Origin of the sequence: Streptomyces sp. NBC_00873 (genome assembly GCF_045207415.1) — a bacterium.
Classification (GTDB): Bacteria; Actinomycetota; Actinomycetes; order Streptomycetales; family Streptomycetaceae; genus Streptomyces.
The window spans coordinates 5,336,502-5,352,000 of record NZ_CP108803.1 but is presented as its reverse complement, the minus strand read 5'-3'; the positions used below and the strand labels follow the sequence as shown (position 1 = coordinate 5,352,000).

The 15,499-nt window shown below is 68.8% G+C and carries 13 protein-coding genes and 1 pseudogene; 4 read left to right on the top strand and 10 right to left on the bottom strand.

The genetic code is table 11. The features are described from left to right. Window positions 1-269: 269 nt before the first annotated feature. Window positions 270-1,106 carry a hypothetical protein gene (locus OH809_RS24755; RefSeq protein WP_406515550.1) on the top strand — a complete coding sequence of 279 codons (837 nt, stop codon included), beginning with the start codon at window positions 270-272 and terminating at the stop codon, window positions 1,104-1,106. A 61-nt stretch (window positions 1,107-1,167) separates the two neighbouring features. After that, entirely contained in the window at window positions 1,168-1,353 is a 186-nt protein-coding gene (locus OH809_RS24750; RefSeq protein WP_406515549.1) for a hypothetical protein, read from the top strand. Window positions 1,354-1,875: 522 nt separating this feature from the next. Here OH809_RS24750 and OH809_RS24745 read toward each other — a convergent pair. Continuing rightward, window positions 1,876-2,361: pseudogene (locus OH809_RS24745) on the bottom strand (tyrosine-type recombinase/integrase); the annotation flags it as partial. A gap of 585 nt (window positions 2,362-2,946) precedes the next feature. Between OH809_RS24745 and OH809_RS24740 the strand changes: the two are divergent. Further along, window positions 2,947-3,150, top strand: coding sequence for a hypothetical protein (locus OH809_RS24740; RefSeq protein ID WP_406420341.1), 204 nt, complete (start codon window positions 2,947-2,949; stop codon window positions 3,148-3,150). A gap of 225 nt (window positions 3,151-3,375) precedes the next feature. Here the strand turns inward: OH809_RS24740 and OH809_RS24735 are convergent, their stop codons facing one another. The 3 genes from OH809_RS24735 to OH809_RS24725 all read right to left on the bottom strand — a co-directional run bounded on the left by OH809_RS24735 (window position 3,376) and on the right by OH809_RS24725 (window position 6,923). Continuing rightward, the gene (locus OH809_RS24735; protein ID WP_406420342.1) at window positions 3,376-4,131 is read right to left on the bottom strand and encodes a hypothetical protein; all 756 of its coding nucleotides are present in this window, start codon (window positions 4,129-4,131) and stop codon (window positions 3,376-3,378) included. Window positions 4,132-4,475: 344 nt separating this feature from the next. Next, entirely contained in the window at window positions 4,476-5,894 is a 1,419-nt protein-coding gene (locus tag OH809_RS24730; RefSeq protein ID WP_406424997.1) for an ATP-binding protein, read from the bottom strand. A 672-nt stretch (window positions 5,895-6,566) separates the two neighbouring features. After that, the gene (locus OH809_RS24725) at window positions 6,567-6,923 is read right to left on the bottom strand and encodes a hypothetical protein (RefSeq protein ID WP_406516275.1); all 357 of its coding nucleotides are present in this window, start codon (window positions 6,921-6,923) and stop codon (window positions 6,567-6,569) included. A gap of 427 nt (window positions 6,924-7,350) precedes the next feature. Between OH809_RS24725 and OH809_RS24720 the strand changes: the two genes are divergently transcribed. Next, complete coding sequence (locus tag OH809_RS24720; RefSeq protein WP_406515548.1) at window positions 7,351-9,429, top strand: restriction endonuclease; 2,079 nt, start codon at window positions 7,351-7,353, stop codon at window positions 9,427-9,429. Between the two features lie 274 nt (window positions 9,430-9,703). Here OH809_RS24720 and OH809_RS24715 read toward each other — a convergent pair whose 3' ends face one another. From OH809_RS24715 to OH809_RS24690, 6 genes are all read right to left on the bottom strand, one after another. Beyond that, a complete protein-coding gene (locus OH809_RS24715) occupies window positions 9,704-10,222 on the bottom strand; it encodes a tyrosine-type recombinase/integrase (protein ID WP_406515547.1) in 519 nt (172 codons plus the stop codon). A 163-nt stretch (window positions 10,223-10,385) separates the two neighbouring features. After that, entirely contained in the window at window positions 10,386-11,588 is a 1,203-nt protein-coding gene (locus OH809_RS24710; RefSeq protein ID WP_406515546.1) for a PucR family transcriptional regulator, read from the bottom strand. A gap of 43 nt (window positions 11,589-11,631) precedes the next feature. Further along, window positions 11,632-13,014: an NAD-dependent succinate-semialdehyde dehydrogenase gene (locus tag OH809_RS24705; protein WP_406515545.1), complete on the bottom strand. Its 1,383-nt coding sequence runs from the start codon at window positions 13,012-13,014 to the stop codon at window positions 11,632-11,634. 34 nt (window positions 13,015-13,048) lie between these two features. Further along, on the bottom strand, window positions 13,049-13,702 hold the full coding sequence (locus OH809_RS24700) for an RraA family protein (RefSeq protein WP_406515544.1): 654 nt from the start codon (window positions 13,700-13,702) through the stop codon (window positions 13,049-13,051). Then, window positions 13,699-14,124 (bottom strand): RidA family protein, encoded by a 426-nt coding sequence (locus OH809_RS24695; protein WP_406382110.1) that lies wholly within the window; start codon window positions 14,122-14,124, stop codon window positions 13,699-13,701. Before OH809_RS24695 ends, OH809_RS24700 begins: the two co-directional genes overlap by 4 nt. After that, entirely contained in the window at window positions 14,121-15,482 is a 1,362-nt protein-coding gene (locus OH809_RS24690) for an MFS transporter (RefSeq protein ID WP_359115504.1), read from the bottom strand. The genes OH809_RS24695 and OH809_RS24690 overlap by 4 nt, the downstream gene beginning before the upstream one ends. Between the last annotated feature and the right edge of the window lie 17 nt (window positions 15,483-15,499).

The following is a 15,499-nucleotide window of genomic DNA, read 5'->3' as shown; positions in this document are numbered from 1 at the left end:
TCATCGCTCGTTCACCTCCCCAACGGTGGTCGGATCGGTGACGGGCCCGATCTCAGGGAAGATCGTCAACCCCTCCCCCGGACCCGAGCGGACCTCGCGCGCGGCACCACGGCGCACGCAGCGATGCGCGACCACGGCGCTTGCCCCGCAGATCGGCACCAAGCGTCGCCAGTCATGGCTCATCTCACCGCGTGTCCAAGTGAAGGTCACCCCCGTGCTGGCGGGGAGCAGGGGATCTGACCAGCTGCCTTCGCATCGGCGACATCACGGTGTTCCACGACACCGAGCCGCCCCGCACGGTGGAGATCAAGACGGACCCGAAGAAGACCAAACGCGCTCAGCTACGGCGGATCAACCAGGCCCGCGCGGCGGTCCTGCACGGTGGCCCGCTGCCCGGGGAGAACGCGTCGGAGGTCCTGCATGACCTGGACTTGCCGTTGCACACGCATCTGGACCTGCTGCGTGCGGCCATGGGGAAGGCCGCGGCAGAAGGCGTCTACGCGACCGAGGTCCCCGGCAGCCGGGCCCTGCTCACCTTCGACCAATACGGTTGCGCCGCACAGGGCCTGACCCACGAGCAGTTCACCGAGCGCACAGCCGATGCCTTCGACGCGGCGCTCCAGCGTGCGGGCATCGGCGGCCAGCGGGAGCACAACATCCACACAACCAGCCTGGACAGCACGGCCGGTGACCCGCAGCGGGTGCCCTGGGCGAACTACCCGCTGGATCCCGTCCTCTGCGCCCGCCTGATCGGCGACTACGCCGCGGTGACCGTCGAGACCTCGGGCCCCGCGCTCACCCGGCTGCTCCAGCTCTCAGGCATGGACGCGCGATGGGTTCGCCCACCCGGGAACCATGACCTGCAATCCGGTGAGGTCGTAATGGAGATCCACCGCCAGGAGCAGCTGCGGTCTGTCCTTCTGCCCGGCGGGCTCACCATGACCCCGGCCTGGACGCTGCAGATGCGCCGCTCAGCACTCGACCGCTACCTGATCGAGTTCCTCCGGCCAGGTTCGTGGGTCGCAGGTATCAAACACTTGATCGCCGCACGACAGGCCGGCCAGCCGTGGCCGCACTACCGCAACGAGCACGAGATCTGGGTCTAACCGACCCAGCTCCAGTGGCACGTCGAGCAGGCGGAGATCGTGCTCAGAATGGCCACCTGAAGTGCACCCAGTCCTCCCGCGCGAGACCGACGCCCTCGAAGCCGAACGCTGCGGCCCCTACCGCGACGCCTTCGGCCTGTACACCGGCTGCGGCCTCCGAAGCCGCGTCGAACGCCGCTGCGCGGCCGACGACCTCGACCGCTCCCCCGAGTCCCTGCGCGCCTCATACGCCCAGCACTGGAAGTAGGTACCCGGCCCGCACGCCTGCGGCTACGTCGGCCAGCCCGAGATCCGTCTGAGCGTCCTGCACGGACTGGCCACGCAGTTGAGCCCGAGCCGCTAGCCTGTGCCCAGCGGCCATGCACGGCCCGCAGAGACGGTCCGAGGGCCCCGCCCCACTGTGATGGGAGCGGGGCCTTCGTCGCCCCCAAGGGTTCTGCGGTGCTCACCGCTTCGACGACCGCAGCTGACCTCGACCGACTCCCCCGGCCTCCGTTCCCACAGGTCTGGGAGCCCGCATGGGGAACGTCAGGGGAACGGAAGGCCGAGTAAAGGCCGGGAACGATCCGACGGGGACGGAAGGCCGGACCGCGCTGACCAGCCAGAACGGTGAATCCGGGGGAAGATCAACACAGACAGGGCAGGTTATAGGGCCTCTCCTAAAGCGGGTGTCGCAGGTTCGAATCCTGCCGGGGGCACCAGGCAAAAGGCCCCGGACCGATCATGGTCCGGGGCCTTTGACATCAGTTTTTGACATCAACGAGGGCGGTCACTCACGGCCGGGGCGCCTCTTGAGCAGCCGGTCCATGTGGCTGATGGCCTCGCGCTGCGTGTCGTGGACGACGTGCGTGTAGACGTCCATGGTGATGCTGATCTGGCTGTGCCCGAGGATCGCCATCACGACGCGGGGCGCGACGCCGGCCGCGGTGAGGAGCGTCGCGCAGCCGTGCCGGGCATCGTGCAGCCGGACGACGCGGAGGCCGGCGGAGTCGGCTACGCGGGTGAAGGAGCGGTACACGTTGCGCGGCTCGACCGGGCGACCGGTGCGGGTAGTGAAGACGTGGCCGTTCTCGTCCCAGGACTCCCCCGCACGCTGCTTCGCGGCCGACTGGCGCATCCGATGCCAGCGCAGCGGCGGGATGCACATCGCCGGGAGCGGCAGGGCACGATGGCGGCGGTTCTTGGTCTCGTCGTCGTAGAGGACTCCGCGCCGTCGCTGGGTCTGCTGCCGGACGTAGATCACGCGGTTGTCCAGCAGGCGGTCGCCGAGTACGACCGTCTGCGGGCTGAAATCGTGGCCCAAGCCTGACCAGTGGCTCGGGCCGGCATCGTGTAGTGCCGAACTGGTGGGGCGCCTCAGCTGACGGCGGTCTCACTGCAATGACGATGGACGTCACGGTGCGCAGCGGTATCCGATGCTCGCAGTACAGCGTGCCCGTTCGGAGGGGACGCAGCGGGGACTCACGGGGAACAGCGGCGCCAACCTCGCTCCGGACCAGGTCAGGGAGCCGCCAGGTCAGCGGCCATCCGCATACGGCGTCTTCCAAACTGGTGCGGCGTGGCCGCTAGAATCGACCCATGACGTCACATCAGGCGGATGCCGCGTAGGTCCCCGCGCGAGCTCAGGGCCACCGTGCTCCGTGGGCAAAACGATGGTGGGGTAAGCACACTGCTCGTCAGCGCGTGCCCCGGGCAGCCAATTTGTTCCGCCGTTCACACGTACCTCTTCGCCGATGGCCTCGACGTGGTCGCGCGCAGCGACAGCAGAATGGCTGGCCTCGATCCAAGGTGGCTGCTCCGCCCAGGCGGACCGCTCTATCCGACGGATATGCCGTGCAAGGTGGATGTAGCAGCCCAAGAGCGGCCCGAGCCCGGGCCAGACAGGCTGACCATCCGGGTCCGGCTCCGGGGCGAGACGGTCATCTGGACCGACCTGATGTACCCGGGCCTCGATGGCAAGCCCATCGAGGAGGTTCGCTTCCGCCTGAACCAGTACCTGGGCGAGGTCGAACGAGCGTACGCGGCGCTGAAAGACCAGCCGTAGTTAGGCAATTACGACGATCTATATGAGGCGCTACGCGGCCTCCGCAGGCATGCGCGCTGAGTGTCTAACTGCGCTACAACAGCCCCGCACCAGGGCGCACAACCACGGACTCTCGCGGACGGTCCGCCCAGGTCACGAGCGGTTCGGCCGCAGGTCACAAGGTCGCGCGCATTGCTTCGGGACGAAGAGGTCGTGGGTTCAAACCTTGCCACCCCGACGCGGTTCTCAGCTGGAACAGTCGACGACCTGCCCAATGACGGAGAAGCGCTGCTCACACTCCGGGCAGGTCGCCTCACCGAAGGCATAAGTCAGGGCGCGCGCGACTTCCTCATGGCCGTCGGCCATGGCAAGGTCGTAGAGGCGCCGGCCGAGACCTTCCAGGGCGCGAGGATCGGCCGGATGGAGAGGGAAGGTCTCGATGTCGTCAGAGAGGGCGTAGTCCTCCGTCGCGCTGAAGAAGCCCCGCTCTCCGAAAATCACCCACAGCGACGCGCACCCGTCGGGATCGGGGCACTCGAGCTCGTATTCCTCGCTGACGACGCCCCAGACCAAGTCCTCCGCCCAGTGGATGTCACCCTCCAGGTTCAGGACCGCCTCAACCAGATAGCAGTAGTCGTTGCGGTCGGCGGTGACCTGCCGCCACCGGTGTGCGGCGCCCAGTAAGCGTGCAACTTCCGGCGCGTACCGGTGCCGCAGGTTCCGGGTCTCGGACCGCTGGTCGGCCTGGACGAGAAGGGCGCCAGCCAAGTGGAGGGCCGAAGGCGCCACGCCGGCTTTGTCGGCCTCCGCCATGTCGGCCAGCGTGTGCAGCACCAGCGGATGGGCGACGTCCAGAGAGCCGTTGTGGTAGAGCTCCGTCCAGAGGTCGCTCCAGGCCTGACTGTCCCGGCCCGTGGCGGCACGTTCCAGCAAGGCCTTCAGGCGGTCGGAATCAGCGTCGTCTGCGCGGGGAACAAGAGAACTCGTCGTCATCTCCGGCATCCAAGCAGACTGCCGCAAGCGCACTTTCGCCGACCTGTCGACTGCTGTGGATGTCGCCGGTCGGCATGTCCGGTGACGCTGGGCCGACTGACCGGGCTGCTCGAGAGCGGCTCGGCCCGGGTACGGCCGGTGGTCCGTGCCATGCCGTGTCGTGCCGGACATCGTGCGCCGCTCGACGGCGGGACGACCCGCGCAGGCGACCGACATCCTGGTGCACCTCTGCTCCTCAGTTGCGTCCAGGCGGACTTCGTAAGGCAGGATCGAGTATCGGGTCCAGAGGCTCGGTCGACCCGAGTTTGGCTGGCAGGCCGTACACCTCCAGCCCAACATGTAATCGGGCGTGCTCAGGAGGACCACGCCGCGAGAAGTTCCACCGGGCCGTACGCGGCGTCGAGCCCCGCGCAGTCGGTCCCGCTGCGCGAGACAGCGATCACAGGCACGGGAGCAGGCGTGAGCGCGGCACGGTGTCGATGCAGCGCCGCGAGATCGTGCCGGTCGAAGGGGGAGTTCTCCAGCCACTTCACCGAGCCGACGAACAACAGCTCCTTGGCGATCGGCGCGCGGTCCGCTCCCACGACGTCGATCTCCACATCGTTGGTGCGGGTCCAGTAACCGCCGATGGCGGGGGCGGCGGGGAGGTTCGCGTCGGGCAGCAGCCGTGCCAGCGCCTCGCGCACCAGAGGTTCAACGGCCCGGCCACGCCAGCTGGTCCAGTTTTCGCGGATTCGCCGCAGCGTCAGGTCACCCCGGCCCCGCTCGATCTCCTCCATCGCCGGACCCAGGAGCTTCAGCCAGAAGCGGAGGTAGGGATCCGCGACCTGGTATCGACGATCCTTCGAAGGCCGCGTGGACACAGGAAGCTCCGCCGCGATCACCCGCTTTTCCGTAAGGATCCCCAGCGACCGCTGTAGCGGGGTCGCCCCGATCCCGCCGGCGGCGCGGGCAATATTGGAGAACGTCCGCTCACCGCTGCCGATCGCCGAGAGGACGGTGCGGGCCTGCACCTGCTGGGGAAACTCTGCAGCGAGCGAGCGCTCCGCCGACACCAGCAAGGCCGAGACCGGATCGCTGAGTGCCGCCTGCAGGAACTCCCACATCCCGGCGCCGTGCGTCCACTCTGCACAGATCAGGGGCAGTCCACCGGTGATCAAGGCCGCATCGAAAGCCGAGGCAGGCTCGAGACCGAGCATCTCGCCTACCTCCGCCGGGTTGAGCGGACCCAGCACCATCTCCCGTCCGCGCTGGTGGAACGGGCGTCCATAGCTGTTCAGCGCCTCCATCATCGACAGGTCGGAGCCGATGAGAACCAGCAGAACCGGCTTCGTCTCCAGCACTCGGTCCCAGGCCCGCTGAAGCATGCCCTCGAAGGCGCCCTCCGCATCCATCAAATAGGGCACCTCGTCCATGACCACCACGCTCGCCCGGTCATGCGGCAGTGCCGCCGCCAGTACATCGAAGGCGGCATCCCAACTCGCCGGGCGGGCCGCGGACAGCAGATTCGCCAGCGGAAGGCTGGATGACTGCGCATCCTGGCTGAGCCGCTCCAGGTCCACCCCCGGCGACGCCCCTGTGGCGGCATAGAAGAGGAACGGCGCACCGGACCTCTCGGCAAACCGCTCCACCAACCGCGACTTACCCACCCGGCGGCGTCCTCGAAGCATCACGCACCGCCCGGGCCGCTCCCCACCGACCCCGGCCGTCACCTTGCCCAGCTCGCGATCCAGCGTCTCGAGCTCGTGCCGCCTGCCCACGAAATCCGCCATGTCGCCGCCCTCCAGAGCGTTACTTAACATCCACGCAGATACTAACATCGCAGTTAGTAACATTAGCGTTAGTGGTGGAGGCTGGCTCGGAAGGATGGCACTTACCCCGGTACATCCACGGGAGACAATCAGCCTTCGGCGCCACAGCACGGTCCGCCACTGGACGCCCCACGGCCGCCGAATGCGTGAGCGGCGCGTGAGCGGACGGCGTAACAGGAGCCGTCCTGAGCCGGATGGCCGGGAGCAATGCTCGGGACTTGTGGATCGGTTCCGGGAAGGCGCGCGGAGGGCGTACCTTCCCGAATGATCCTGTGATGGTCACCGAGTAGGCCCGCGTTGCAGCGCGGGTCGGGAAGGCACGCCCGTGCTCACCGTGGTGAATGACGACGCCGCGACGCGAGACGGCTCCTTGATCGACGAGATCGGACGAGCTTGCGACCGGCCTCGGCCGTGGACGGCTCGCACGGAAAGATCTCGCTGTACGTGGCATGGCTGGCGAGCACGGCCTCAACTGGCTTCTTCGGACTCGGCATTGGTTGGAGCCTTCGTGTCGTCTCGGCGCCCGACCCGCCCTCTCGTGACACTTCAGGGCGGACCGGACCGTCAACAGCCGCTCACAGGAGGCGACCGACAACCAAGCAACTCCACAGCCTGGCTTCCTGGTTAGGGCGTTCAGGCACTCGTCCGACGGCAGGACCTAGGGCGTTTTGACCTCCTCTTTACCTGGCGGGTGGGAAGTGCGCGGGCTACCGTGCCCGAATGGACGCCATCCGCAGCACCGTCCTTGAGACGTGGATGACCGAACACGGCTACAGCTCCAACAGCCCTGCCCCAGATCATGACGGCCACGAACAGATCGCGGAGCCCGTCGGGATCGTCGCCGGCGCGCTCTCGTATCGCCGTCAAGTCGTCCCGGCTGATCAGGCGGTCTCCGCTCGGCCCGCTCGCGCATTCCTTACCGGCATCTGGAACGTGCCCGGCCCCGTGCGGCTCCAGCCATGGACGCCAGGTCTCGGGACGAAATCGCACCCGGTGCTGACTGCGCCCGGCATGGGTGTGGACGAGTCTTCGTAACTGTTCCAACACTGTGCCCTCCCGTGGAGACGGCGCGTCGTGTGCCGCAGCCGATGGGGGCCGACGCCCGGACAGTCGGCCTTTCCTGACCTCAGCGCCGCGGAACGTTCCAAGGCGCCTCCCTACTCACCACAGCCAAGGACCGGCACGCTCAAGACGGTTCGTCGCTGAGCACTGGCTCCGCCCGACAGGAAGGCGACGTCCCGCCGACAGGCGCCGCTTCACCTCTGGTATGCGCAGGTTAGGGCGGAGTGGAGGTCATTTGCGGCAAGGGCATGGGCGCACGGTTGGTTGCCGACTAGAGTCACCTCATCACTGCTGGTTATGGGGCCAGGGATCGGTGCACACACGCCGAGCCGCTGGTGGGGACGGCCTGTAGAGCATGAGCCGTCGCTCCAATGGGTTGGTCGGTGTCTGGGCTGAAGCGCAACGCCAACAGCAACGTCAACGTGAGGCGCAAGCCAGATACCAGCGGGATCAGGAGAGGCAACAACGCGCCTACCAGCGAGAGCTCGCGCGCAGCCACCGTGAGCAGAGAGCGGCGTACCGGGAGCAGCGCGAGGCGGAGGCCCGGCGGCGCACGGAGGAACTCGACGCGCGGGTGGAGTCGTTGCAGGGCCTGCTGGCGGCAGGGTGCCGGGCTCCGGCGTTCAGGGCCGATGCTCTGACTCGGGCGGAGCGGATAGAGGCATTCTCGCCGGGACAGCTCGCGCACCCCATCCGCATGCCGGACCCGAACCAGTACCAGCCGCAGGGCGGTTGGGCCGCCACACGGCGAGCCCAGACACAGGCGGAGGCCCGGTCCAGGTTCGAGCACGACTGGCAGGCCGCACAGGCTGCGGAAGCACAGCGTCAGCACCAGTTGGCTACCTACCAGCTGCAGTACCAGCAGTGGGCCGAAACCCAGCTGGGCGAGATCCGTCGGCACAACGCCGGCATCGGAGAGATGACGATGGGGCTTCGCAACGGAGATCCCGAGGCCGCGGTGGAGTATTTCTCCGCCGCCCTCTACGCCTCGACCGGTTGGCCGGAGGGCCTGCCCCGTCAGGTATCCGCAGCGTACGACTCCGGTGCGCGCCAGTTGGTACTGAACTGGGAGCTGCCCAAGTACGACGTCGTCCCGGAGGCGAAGTCGGTGCGCTACATGATCAACGCCGATCAGGAGAAGGAGTCGCCCCGACCGGTCACGCAGCGCCGCGCCCTGTACCGGGACGTACTCGCGCAGTGTCTCCTGTTGGTTCTGCGTGATCTTTTCGCAGCCGATGAGTTCGGTGCGCTGGAATCGGTCGCGTTGAACGGGTTCGTGGACGATCACGACCCGACGACCGGCCGACGCGCACCCATGTTCCTCGGCACTGTCATGGCCCCGCGTTCGACTTTCGCCGAGCTGCATCTGGAACAGGTGAACGCTGTCAACTGCCTGGTGGACGGACTCCGGGGGCAACTGTCGTCGCGCCCCGATCAGTACGCGTCCGTGCGGCCCGGCCGGGTTCCCGAAGACGTCGGTAACGGTGTCGTCACCCATGGAGGCGACGAAGAGCCGGATCTGTACGAGATGGATCCCATCGCCTTCGAAGCGCTGGTCGCCGATCTGTTCCGGGCCATGGGCATGCAGGCCGTGACCACACAGCGCTCGAACGACGGGGGTGTGGACGTCGATGCGCTGGACCCGACCCCGATTCGCGGCGGCAAGATCGTCGTACAGGTCAAGCGCTACCGCAACACCGTGCCCCCGACAGCCGTCCGCGACTTGTACGGCACCGTCCAGGACGCCGGCGCCAACAAGGGTGTGCTGGTCACGACATCCGCATTCGGCCCCGGCTCGCACACCTTCGCCAACGGCAAGCCCTTGGAACTGGTGGCAGGCTCCGAACTGGTCGACCTGCTGCACCGCCACGGGCTGCGCGGGCGACTGGGCAGCGGCGAACGCTCGGTGCCCGCCCAGCGGACAGCGCCGGACAGTGAGACCAGCACGGACGACCACAACGTGCTGGGCATGTACTGGTCGGGCAGCGTCGCCTTGGACGTGTGCGCGCTCGTCTGCCACGGCAACCGGGTTCTGGACGACGACCACTTCGTCTTCTTCAACAACCCCCGGACACCCGACGGCACAGTCCGCGCGCTCATCCCCGTCGCGCCGGACAGAGCCGCCATCCAAGTCTCCTTCGATGCCCTACCGGCGCGCGCTGACCGCCTCGTCGTCATCGCCGCGGTCGATCCTGTCGCCGACCCCGCGGCCGACCTGTCCGGGTTCACCGACGCCGGTATTCGGCTGCTGGACTCCGAGGGAACCCCACTCGACCAGTTGGAAGTCTCCGACGGCCGCACCGGCGAAACCGCCCTCGTACTGGGGTCCTTCCGTGGCCGCGCGAACGGCGACTGGGAGTTCGTCACCGGAGGCAAGGGATACCGAGGCGGCTTGGAGAAACTGGTCCAGGAGTACGGCATCGATGTGGATTAGCGCCCATGCCGACATGAGACCTCAAGCGGGGTGCCGCCGATCCTTCGTGTCTGTCACGAAGACACGCAGCCGGCCGCCTGCCGAGTAGCCCCCGGTTCAGAACGGATTCAGCACACATCAGGACGGGAAACCACGCGAACACGTGAGAACCCGGGAGAGGAATTCTTCCAGGCGAGGCACCCTACGCCCGACATCTATGCAGGTCACAGTCTCGCTCCGAGAAAACTCCTAAAGCGGGTGTCGCAGGTTCGAATCCTGCCGGGGGCACAACGCATTACGCCACTGACCTGGGGTTTCTCCCCCAGGGAGGCGCCCTATTCGGCCTCGGACTCCTCGTCCGGGGCCGTTTGCGTGAGCGGTGCGTGAGCGGTGCGTGAGCGGACGGAGAGTTGATCTCCGAAATTTCTGCCACCGGATCAGCATCATCCGGCACGGACTCCAAGCCGGGATGCTCCGCGTCGTCGGGCTCGGCCTCCGCTTGGGGGGCGGTGTTTTCGGAGGTGGCGCGGGCGCGCGGGACGAGCCGGGCTGCGGCCTCGGCGATCGCCAGGTCCGCTTCGGGGAGCAGGCTCGTGTACGTGTCGGCCGTGACGGTGATCGAGGAGTGGCCGAGCATCTCCTGGATGTCCTTCAGGCCGGCCCCGGCCACGTGGGCCAGCGTTGCGGCACCGTAGCGCAAGTCGTGGAGCCGGACCGGCGGGAGACCGATCTCCTCGCACAGCTCGACGAACCGCCGTGTGACGCGTTGGCGGGGTGGAGCATCTCGCCGTTCCCTCGGGGGGCTTCTTGCCACCGCTCCGGCTGGTCGAACGCATCGCCCCCGGAGCCGATGCAGGGCGGGGCGCCGCTGCAAGTCCAAAGTCGCCGGCTGGATCGACGAACTGGGCCGGCGAGCGTGGCGCCGGCCTTTCCCCTGGCGGTGTCGGCTTCGTCGCGTTGCGCGCCGGCACCGGGCGTCACATCTGTAGCAGGCGATGCGCGCTGAGGGCCAGGACGACCAGGGCCGCGTCCTCGGGGCGTCTGGGGTCGCGGCCGGTGAGTTCGGCGAAGCGGTTGAGGCGTTGTTGGATCGTGTTGCGGTGGCAGTACAGGGCGGCGGCCGTGTCGGCCACCGATCCGCTGCCCGACAGATGGACCTGGACGGTTTTCAGCAGGCGTTCCGCCTCCGCCGCAGGAACCGCGGGAACTCCCGTGTACAGGCCGCCGAGCACGTCGGACGCCAGGTCCCGGCCGAGGTCGCCGGCGCGGTGGACCAGGACGTCGAGCCAGTTGTCCTCCAGCCGGTGCGGTTCTGTGGCGTCGGGCGCCAGCACACGGGCCGTGGCGGTCGCGAGCGTCACCGCGCGGGGGACCTCGGTGAGTCCGGTCACCACGCGGGAAACGCCGCACGGCGTCCCGTGCAGCTGTGTCAGCACCGCTTCCCGGGTGAGGCGTGGGCCCAGCTGGACCACCAGGACCATGTCCGAGGCGACCGCCTGCTGTTGCAGTGGGGCGTCGAGGTTGCGGAGGGCGTTCGCGACTCCCCGTAGCGACGCCTCGCCGCCTCCGGGCGCTACCGCGCACAGGAACTGCCCGGGCACCTGGAATCCGAGAGCCCGCGCCACGTCCTGCACCACGGTGGGGTTGCGGCCGTCGGTGTCCAGGAGCCGGCTGAACCACAGACGCCGCTCGTCCTCCGTCCGCCGCCCCATCTCCAGGACGGTGCGCTGATAGGCGGTCATGATGCCGGTGACGTGGCGCTCGACCGCCTCCCACACGTAGTAGGCGGAGGTGACCAGCTGCGCCCTGCCCTCCTCGCCCGCGCGCCGCACCAGGGCGGCCCAGACGACCCGGAAGTCCACGCGGGCGGCCTGCAGCAGCGCATCCAGCGGAACGCCCTGCCGGGCACGCTGTTCGCCGACCCGCTCGGAGACGCCGGCGATGTGTTCCGGCACCGGCAACTGCGCGACGGTGCGCAGCAAGAGCTCGAACGCCTGCCAGGCGCTGTCGCGGAACTCGTGCCGGGAGACCAGGTCCGAGTAGGAGGCGCGGACCGGCCCCACGTACTCGGCCCACTCGTCGACCAGGCTGTCGATCTCCTCCAGGCACTCGCGGGCCAGAGCGACGACATGCGGGTCCGGCAAGGGCAGGGCGGCCAGGTGCGGAGTCGGGGTGTGCATGTGCTCCATCGTGCCTCGTCCCCGCCGGGGTAGAAACGCCGAGTCAGCTCGCCCGGCCGCGTACGCGGATCACCTTCCGGTTCACGAACTCCGCCATTCCGTACGCCCCCAGCTCCCGCCCCACGCCGGACAGCTTGACCCCGCCGAAGGGGATGTCCTCCTGGGTCTGGGAGGAGCCGTTGATCGAGACCATGCCGACGTCGAGCGCGTCGGCGACCGTCTTCGCGGCGGCGAGGTCGCGGCCGAACACGACGCTGCCGAGGCCGTACGGGGTGTCGTTGGCGAGGCGGATCGCCGTCGCGGTGTCGGGGACGCGGTGGACGACCGCGACCGGGCCGAAGATCTCCTCCTGGTACGCCCGCATGCCGGGGGTGACCCCGGTGAGGACGGTCGGTTCGACGAAGGCACCCTCGCGGGCCGGCCGCTTGCCCCCCGTCACCGCCGTCGCGCCCCGCTCCACCGCGTCGTTCACCTGCGCGATCACGGCCCGGGCGGCCTCCTCGGAGGAGAGGGGACCGAAGGAGACGCCGTCGTCGGTGGGGTCTCCAACGGTCAACGCCCGCACCGTGTCCGTGAAGGCGCCGAGAAAACGGTCGTAGAGAGGGTCTACGACTATGAACCGCTTCGAGGCGGTGCACGCCTGGCCCGCGTTGCCCATCCGGCCCTCGACGGCCGCGGCGACGGCGGCCTCCAGGTCGGCGTCGGGAAGGACAACGAAGGGGTCGGAGCCGCCGAGTTCGAGGACGTACTTCTTGAGGTGGCGGCCCGCGACCTCGCCCACCGCTCGCCCGGCCCGCTCCGAGCCCGTGAGCGACACTCCCTGGACCCGAGGGTCCGCGATGACGCGGGCGACCTGCTCGTTGGTGGCGTACACGTTGATGTACGCGCCCGTCGGCAGTCCGGCCGCCCGCATGATGTCCTCGATGGCCTGCGCCGACTCGGGGCAGTTCGGGGCGTGCTTGAGGACGACGGTGTTGCCGAGGACGAGGTTGGGGGCAGCGAAGCGGGCGACCTGGTAGTACGGGTAGTTCCACGGCATCACGCCGAGCAGCACGCCCAGCGGCTCGGACCGTACGACCACGTCGTCGCCGCCGCGGATGTCGAGCCGCTGGTCGGCGGCGAAGTCGGGGCCGTGCTCCGCGTAGTACGCGAAGATCGCCGCCGACAGGTCCACCTCACCCAGGGCTTCGCGGGTGGTCTTGCCCATCTCGCGGGTGATGATCGCGGCCAGTTCCTCCCGCCGGTTCTCGAACTCCCGGGACACGGCGAGTACGGCGTCGGCCCGCTCTTTGACCGGGCGTCGCCGCCAGGCCGTGAACTCGGCTGCCGCCGCCTCGACCGCGCGGTCGACCGTGGCGTCGTCCGACGTCGGGTACCGCCGCACGAGAACGTTCGTGGCCGGGTCGACGATCTTGTATTCCGTCACGCGTGCCTTCTTCCTTCGCATAGCCAAAGGTGGATCAGCCGAGGTGCAGGAGCGTCCGGAGGTCCTCGCCCGCGCGGATCCGCCGTAGGAGCTCCGGCTCCGCCGCGTCCGACAGTTCCGCCTCGTGCACTACGGCGGCCAGCGCCACCGGCGGCAGGGCGATCACGCCGTTGGCGTCGCCGAGGACGATGTCCCCCGGCGCGATGCGGACACCGCCGATGTCCACGGGCACCTGGTGCCGCCCGCCCCGACCGTCAAGCCTCTTGGTGGTCAGGCAGCTGGTGCCCCGGGCGTGGACCGGCAGGCCGAAGGCCAGATCTGTGAGCGCGTCCACATCCGTCACCACTCCGTCGACGAGGATGCCCGCGGCCCCGCGCGCTCGCCCCGCCGCTACCGTGACGGCGCCGATCGGCGCGTGGGTGTGGTCGCCGCGCATGTCGACGACCAGCACCTCGCCGGGGCGCAGCGCGACGAGCGCGCGGTTCACCGCCACGGCGTCCGGGGCGTCGAGGGCGAGGGTGGCGGCCGTACCGGCCATCCGCCGTGGCCAGCCCAGCCGCCGGACGGCCGAGTCGACGAAGCCTTCCTCCAGGAAATGGCCGAGCGTCGGGAGGTCCACTCGCCGGAGGCGCTCCAGCAACTCCCCGTGTGCGAGTCCGGCCTGGTCGGGGCCGGCGGTGACGCTCACTCCCCCGCTCCTTCCTTGACCACCGCGATGCAGTCGATCTCCAGGGACACGCCCCACAGCCCCACGCAGACCGTCGTCCGCGCCGGCCGGCGGTCGGCGAAGAACGCCTCGTACGCCTGGTTGTAGGGCGCGAGCTGGTCCGGCGAGCTGAGATAGGTGTTGACCTTGACGATGTGGTCGAGATCCGAACCCGCCGCGTGGAGAACGGCTTCGAGGTTGCGCAGCGTCGCGTGCACGTCGTCCTCGAAGGTGCCGTTCGACTGCCCCGGGGCGGCGGGTATCTGACCGGTGGTGAAAACGAAGCCACCGGCAGACGTCGCCTGGACGTAGGGGCCCACGGCGGCCGGGACGCCCGGCGCCGAGTCGATCCGCGTGATCCCGCGTCCATTTGTCGCTGTTGCCGCCGTTGTCGCTGTGCTCATGCGACCGCCCCGATCGGGCGCGCGGCGGACCGGGACTCCACGCCCGGCTCGTCGATGTCCCCGAACCGGGTCTCCGCGAGCAGGAGCAGGGCCAGCAGGGACAAGGACGCCGCGCCGAGCACGTACCAGGCGATCGAGGAGCTGCTTCCGGTGGCCGACAGCAGCCAGGCGGTGACGGCCGGAGTCGCCGCGGAGCCCAGCAGGCCCGACAGCATGTAGGCGACCGAGAGGCCCGAGTACCGGACCCGGGTGCCGAAGAGCTCGGCGAGGAAGGTCGCGATGGGGCCGTAGTTGGCGGAGAACGCGAGCATCATGAGCGCGTAGGCAACGAAGACCCCGAGCGCCGATCCGGTGTCCAGCAGCCAGAAGAACGGGAAGGCGAGTACGGCCTCCGCCGCGATGCCCGCGTAGATGACGGGCTTGCGGCCCACCCGGTCGGACAGCCGGCCAAAGTACGGGATGGCCAGGAACGCGATGGCGCAGGCCACCATGACCGCCCACAGCATCAGGTTCTTGGAGTGTCCGAGGTCGTTGGTCCCGTAGCTCACGCCGGAGGCCACCATCAGGGTGAAGGTCGACCCCGTGGACAGGGTCGCTACGCCGCCCAGCAGCACCTGGCGCCAGTACCGGCTCATCAGCGCGAAGAACGGGATTCTGGCCTTGACGCCCTCCTCCCGGACCGCCTGGAAGGACGGCGTCTCCTCGATGTGGAGCCGGATGTAGAAGCCGATCCCGACGAGGATCGCCGAAGCCAGGAAGGGGATCCGCCAGCCCCACGAGTACAGCGCGTCGGTGCTCGTGGTCGAGGCGACCAGCAGGAAAGCCCCGTTGGCGAGCAGCGTTCCGATCGGCACCCCGATCTGGACCATGGAGCCGAAGAATCCGCGCCGGTTCTCCGGTGCGTGCTCGACGGTCATCAGTACGGCACCGCCCCACTCGCCGCCCAGCGCGAGACCCTGCACCACGCGGAGGCCGAGCAGCAGGAGGGGCGCGGCCACGCCGAGGGTGGCGTAACCGGGCACGAGGCCGATGGCGAAGGTGGCCACGCCCATCGCCGTCAGGGAGATCAGCAGCATGGACTTGCGGCCGAGACGGTCTCCGAAGTGGCCGAAGAGCACGGCGCCCACCATGCGCGCCAGGTAGGCGGAGGCGAAGGTCAGAAACGAGAGGATCGTGCCTACGGCCCCGTCGAACTCGGGGAAGAACACCTTGCCGAAGACCAGCGCGGAGGCGGTGCCGAACAGGAACAGGTCGTACCACTCGACCGTGGTGCCGACCATGCTGGCGAGGGAGATCCTGCGCATCTTCGTCGCGTCGAGCCGGCTGCCGGTGGTCGGCGGGAAAGCGGGAGCGGTCATGGGGACTCCGGTCTGAG

What these genes read in the sequence shown, in the direction of transcription:
- OH809_RS24710 (WP_406515546.1), bottom strand. Translation starts at nt 11,588, where the DNA reads ATGCACACCCCGACTCCGCACCTGGCCGCCCTGCCCTTGCCGGACCCG.
- OH809_RS24720 (WP_406515548.1), top strand. Translation starts at nt 7,351, where the DNA reads ATGAGCCGTCGCTCCAATGGGTTGGTCGGTGTCTGGGCTGAAGCGCAA.
- OH809_RS24695 (WP_406382110.1), bottom strand. Translation starts at nt 14,124, where the DNA reads ATGAGCACAGCGACAACGGCGGCAACAGCGACAAATGGACGCGGGATC.
- OH809_RS24730 (WP_406424997.1), bottom strand. Translation starts at nt 5,894, where the DNA reads ATGGCGGATTTCGTGGGCAGGCGGCACGAGCTCGAGACGCTGGATCGC.
- OH809_RS24690 (WP_359115504.1), bottom strand. Translation starts at nt 15,482, where the DNA reads ATGACCGCTCCCGCTTTCCCGCCGACCACCGGCAGCCGGCTCGACGCG.
- OH809_RS24735 (WP_406420342.1), bottom strand. Translation starts at nt 4,131, where the DNA reads ATGCCGGAGATGACGACGAGTTCTCTTGTTCCCCGCGCAGACGACGCT.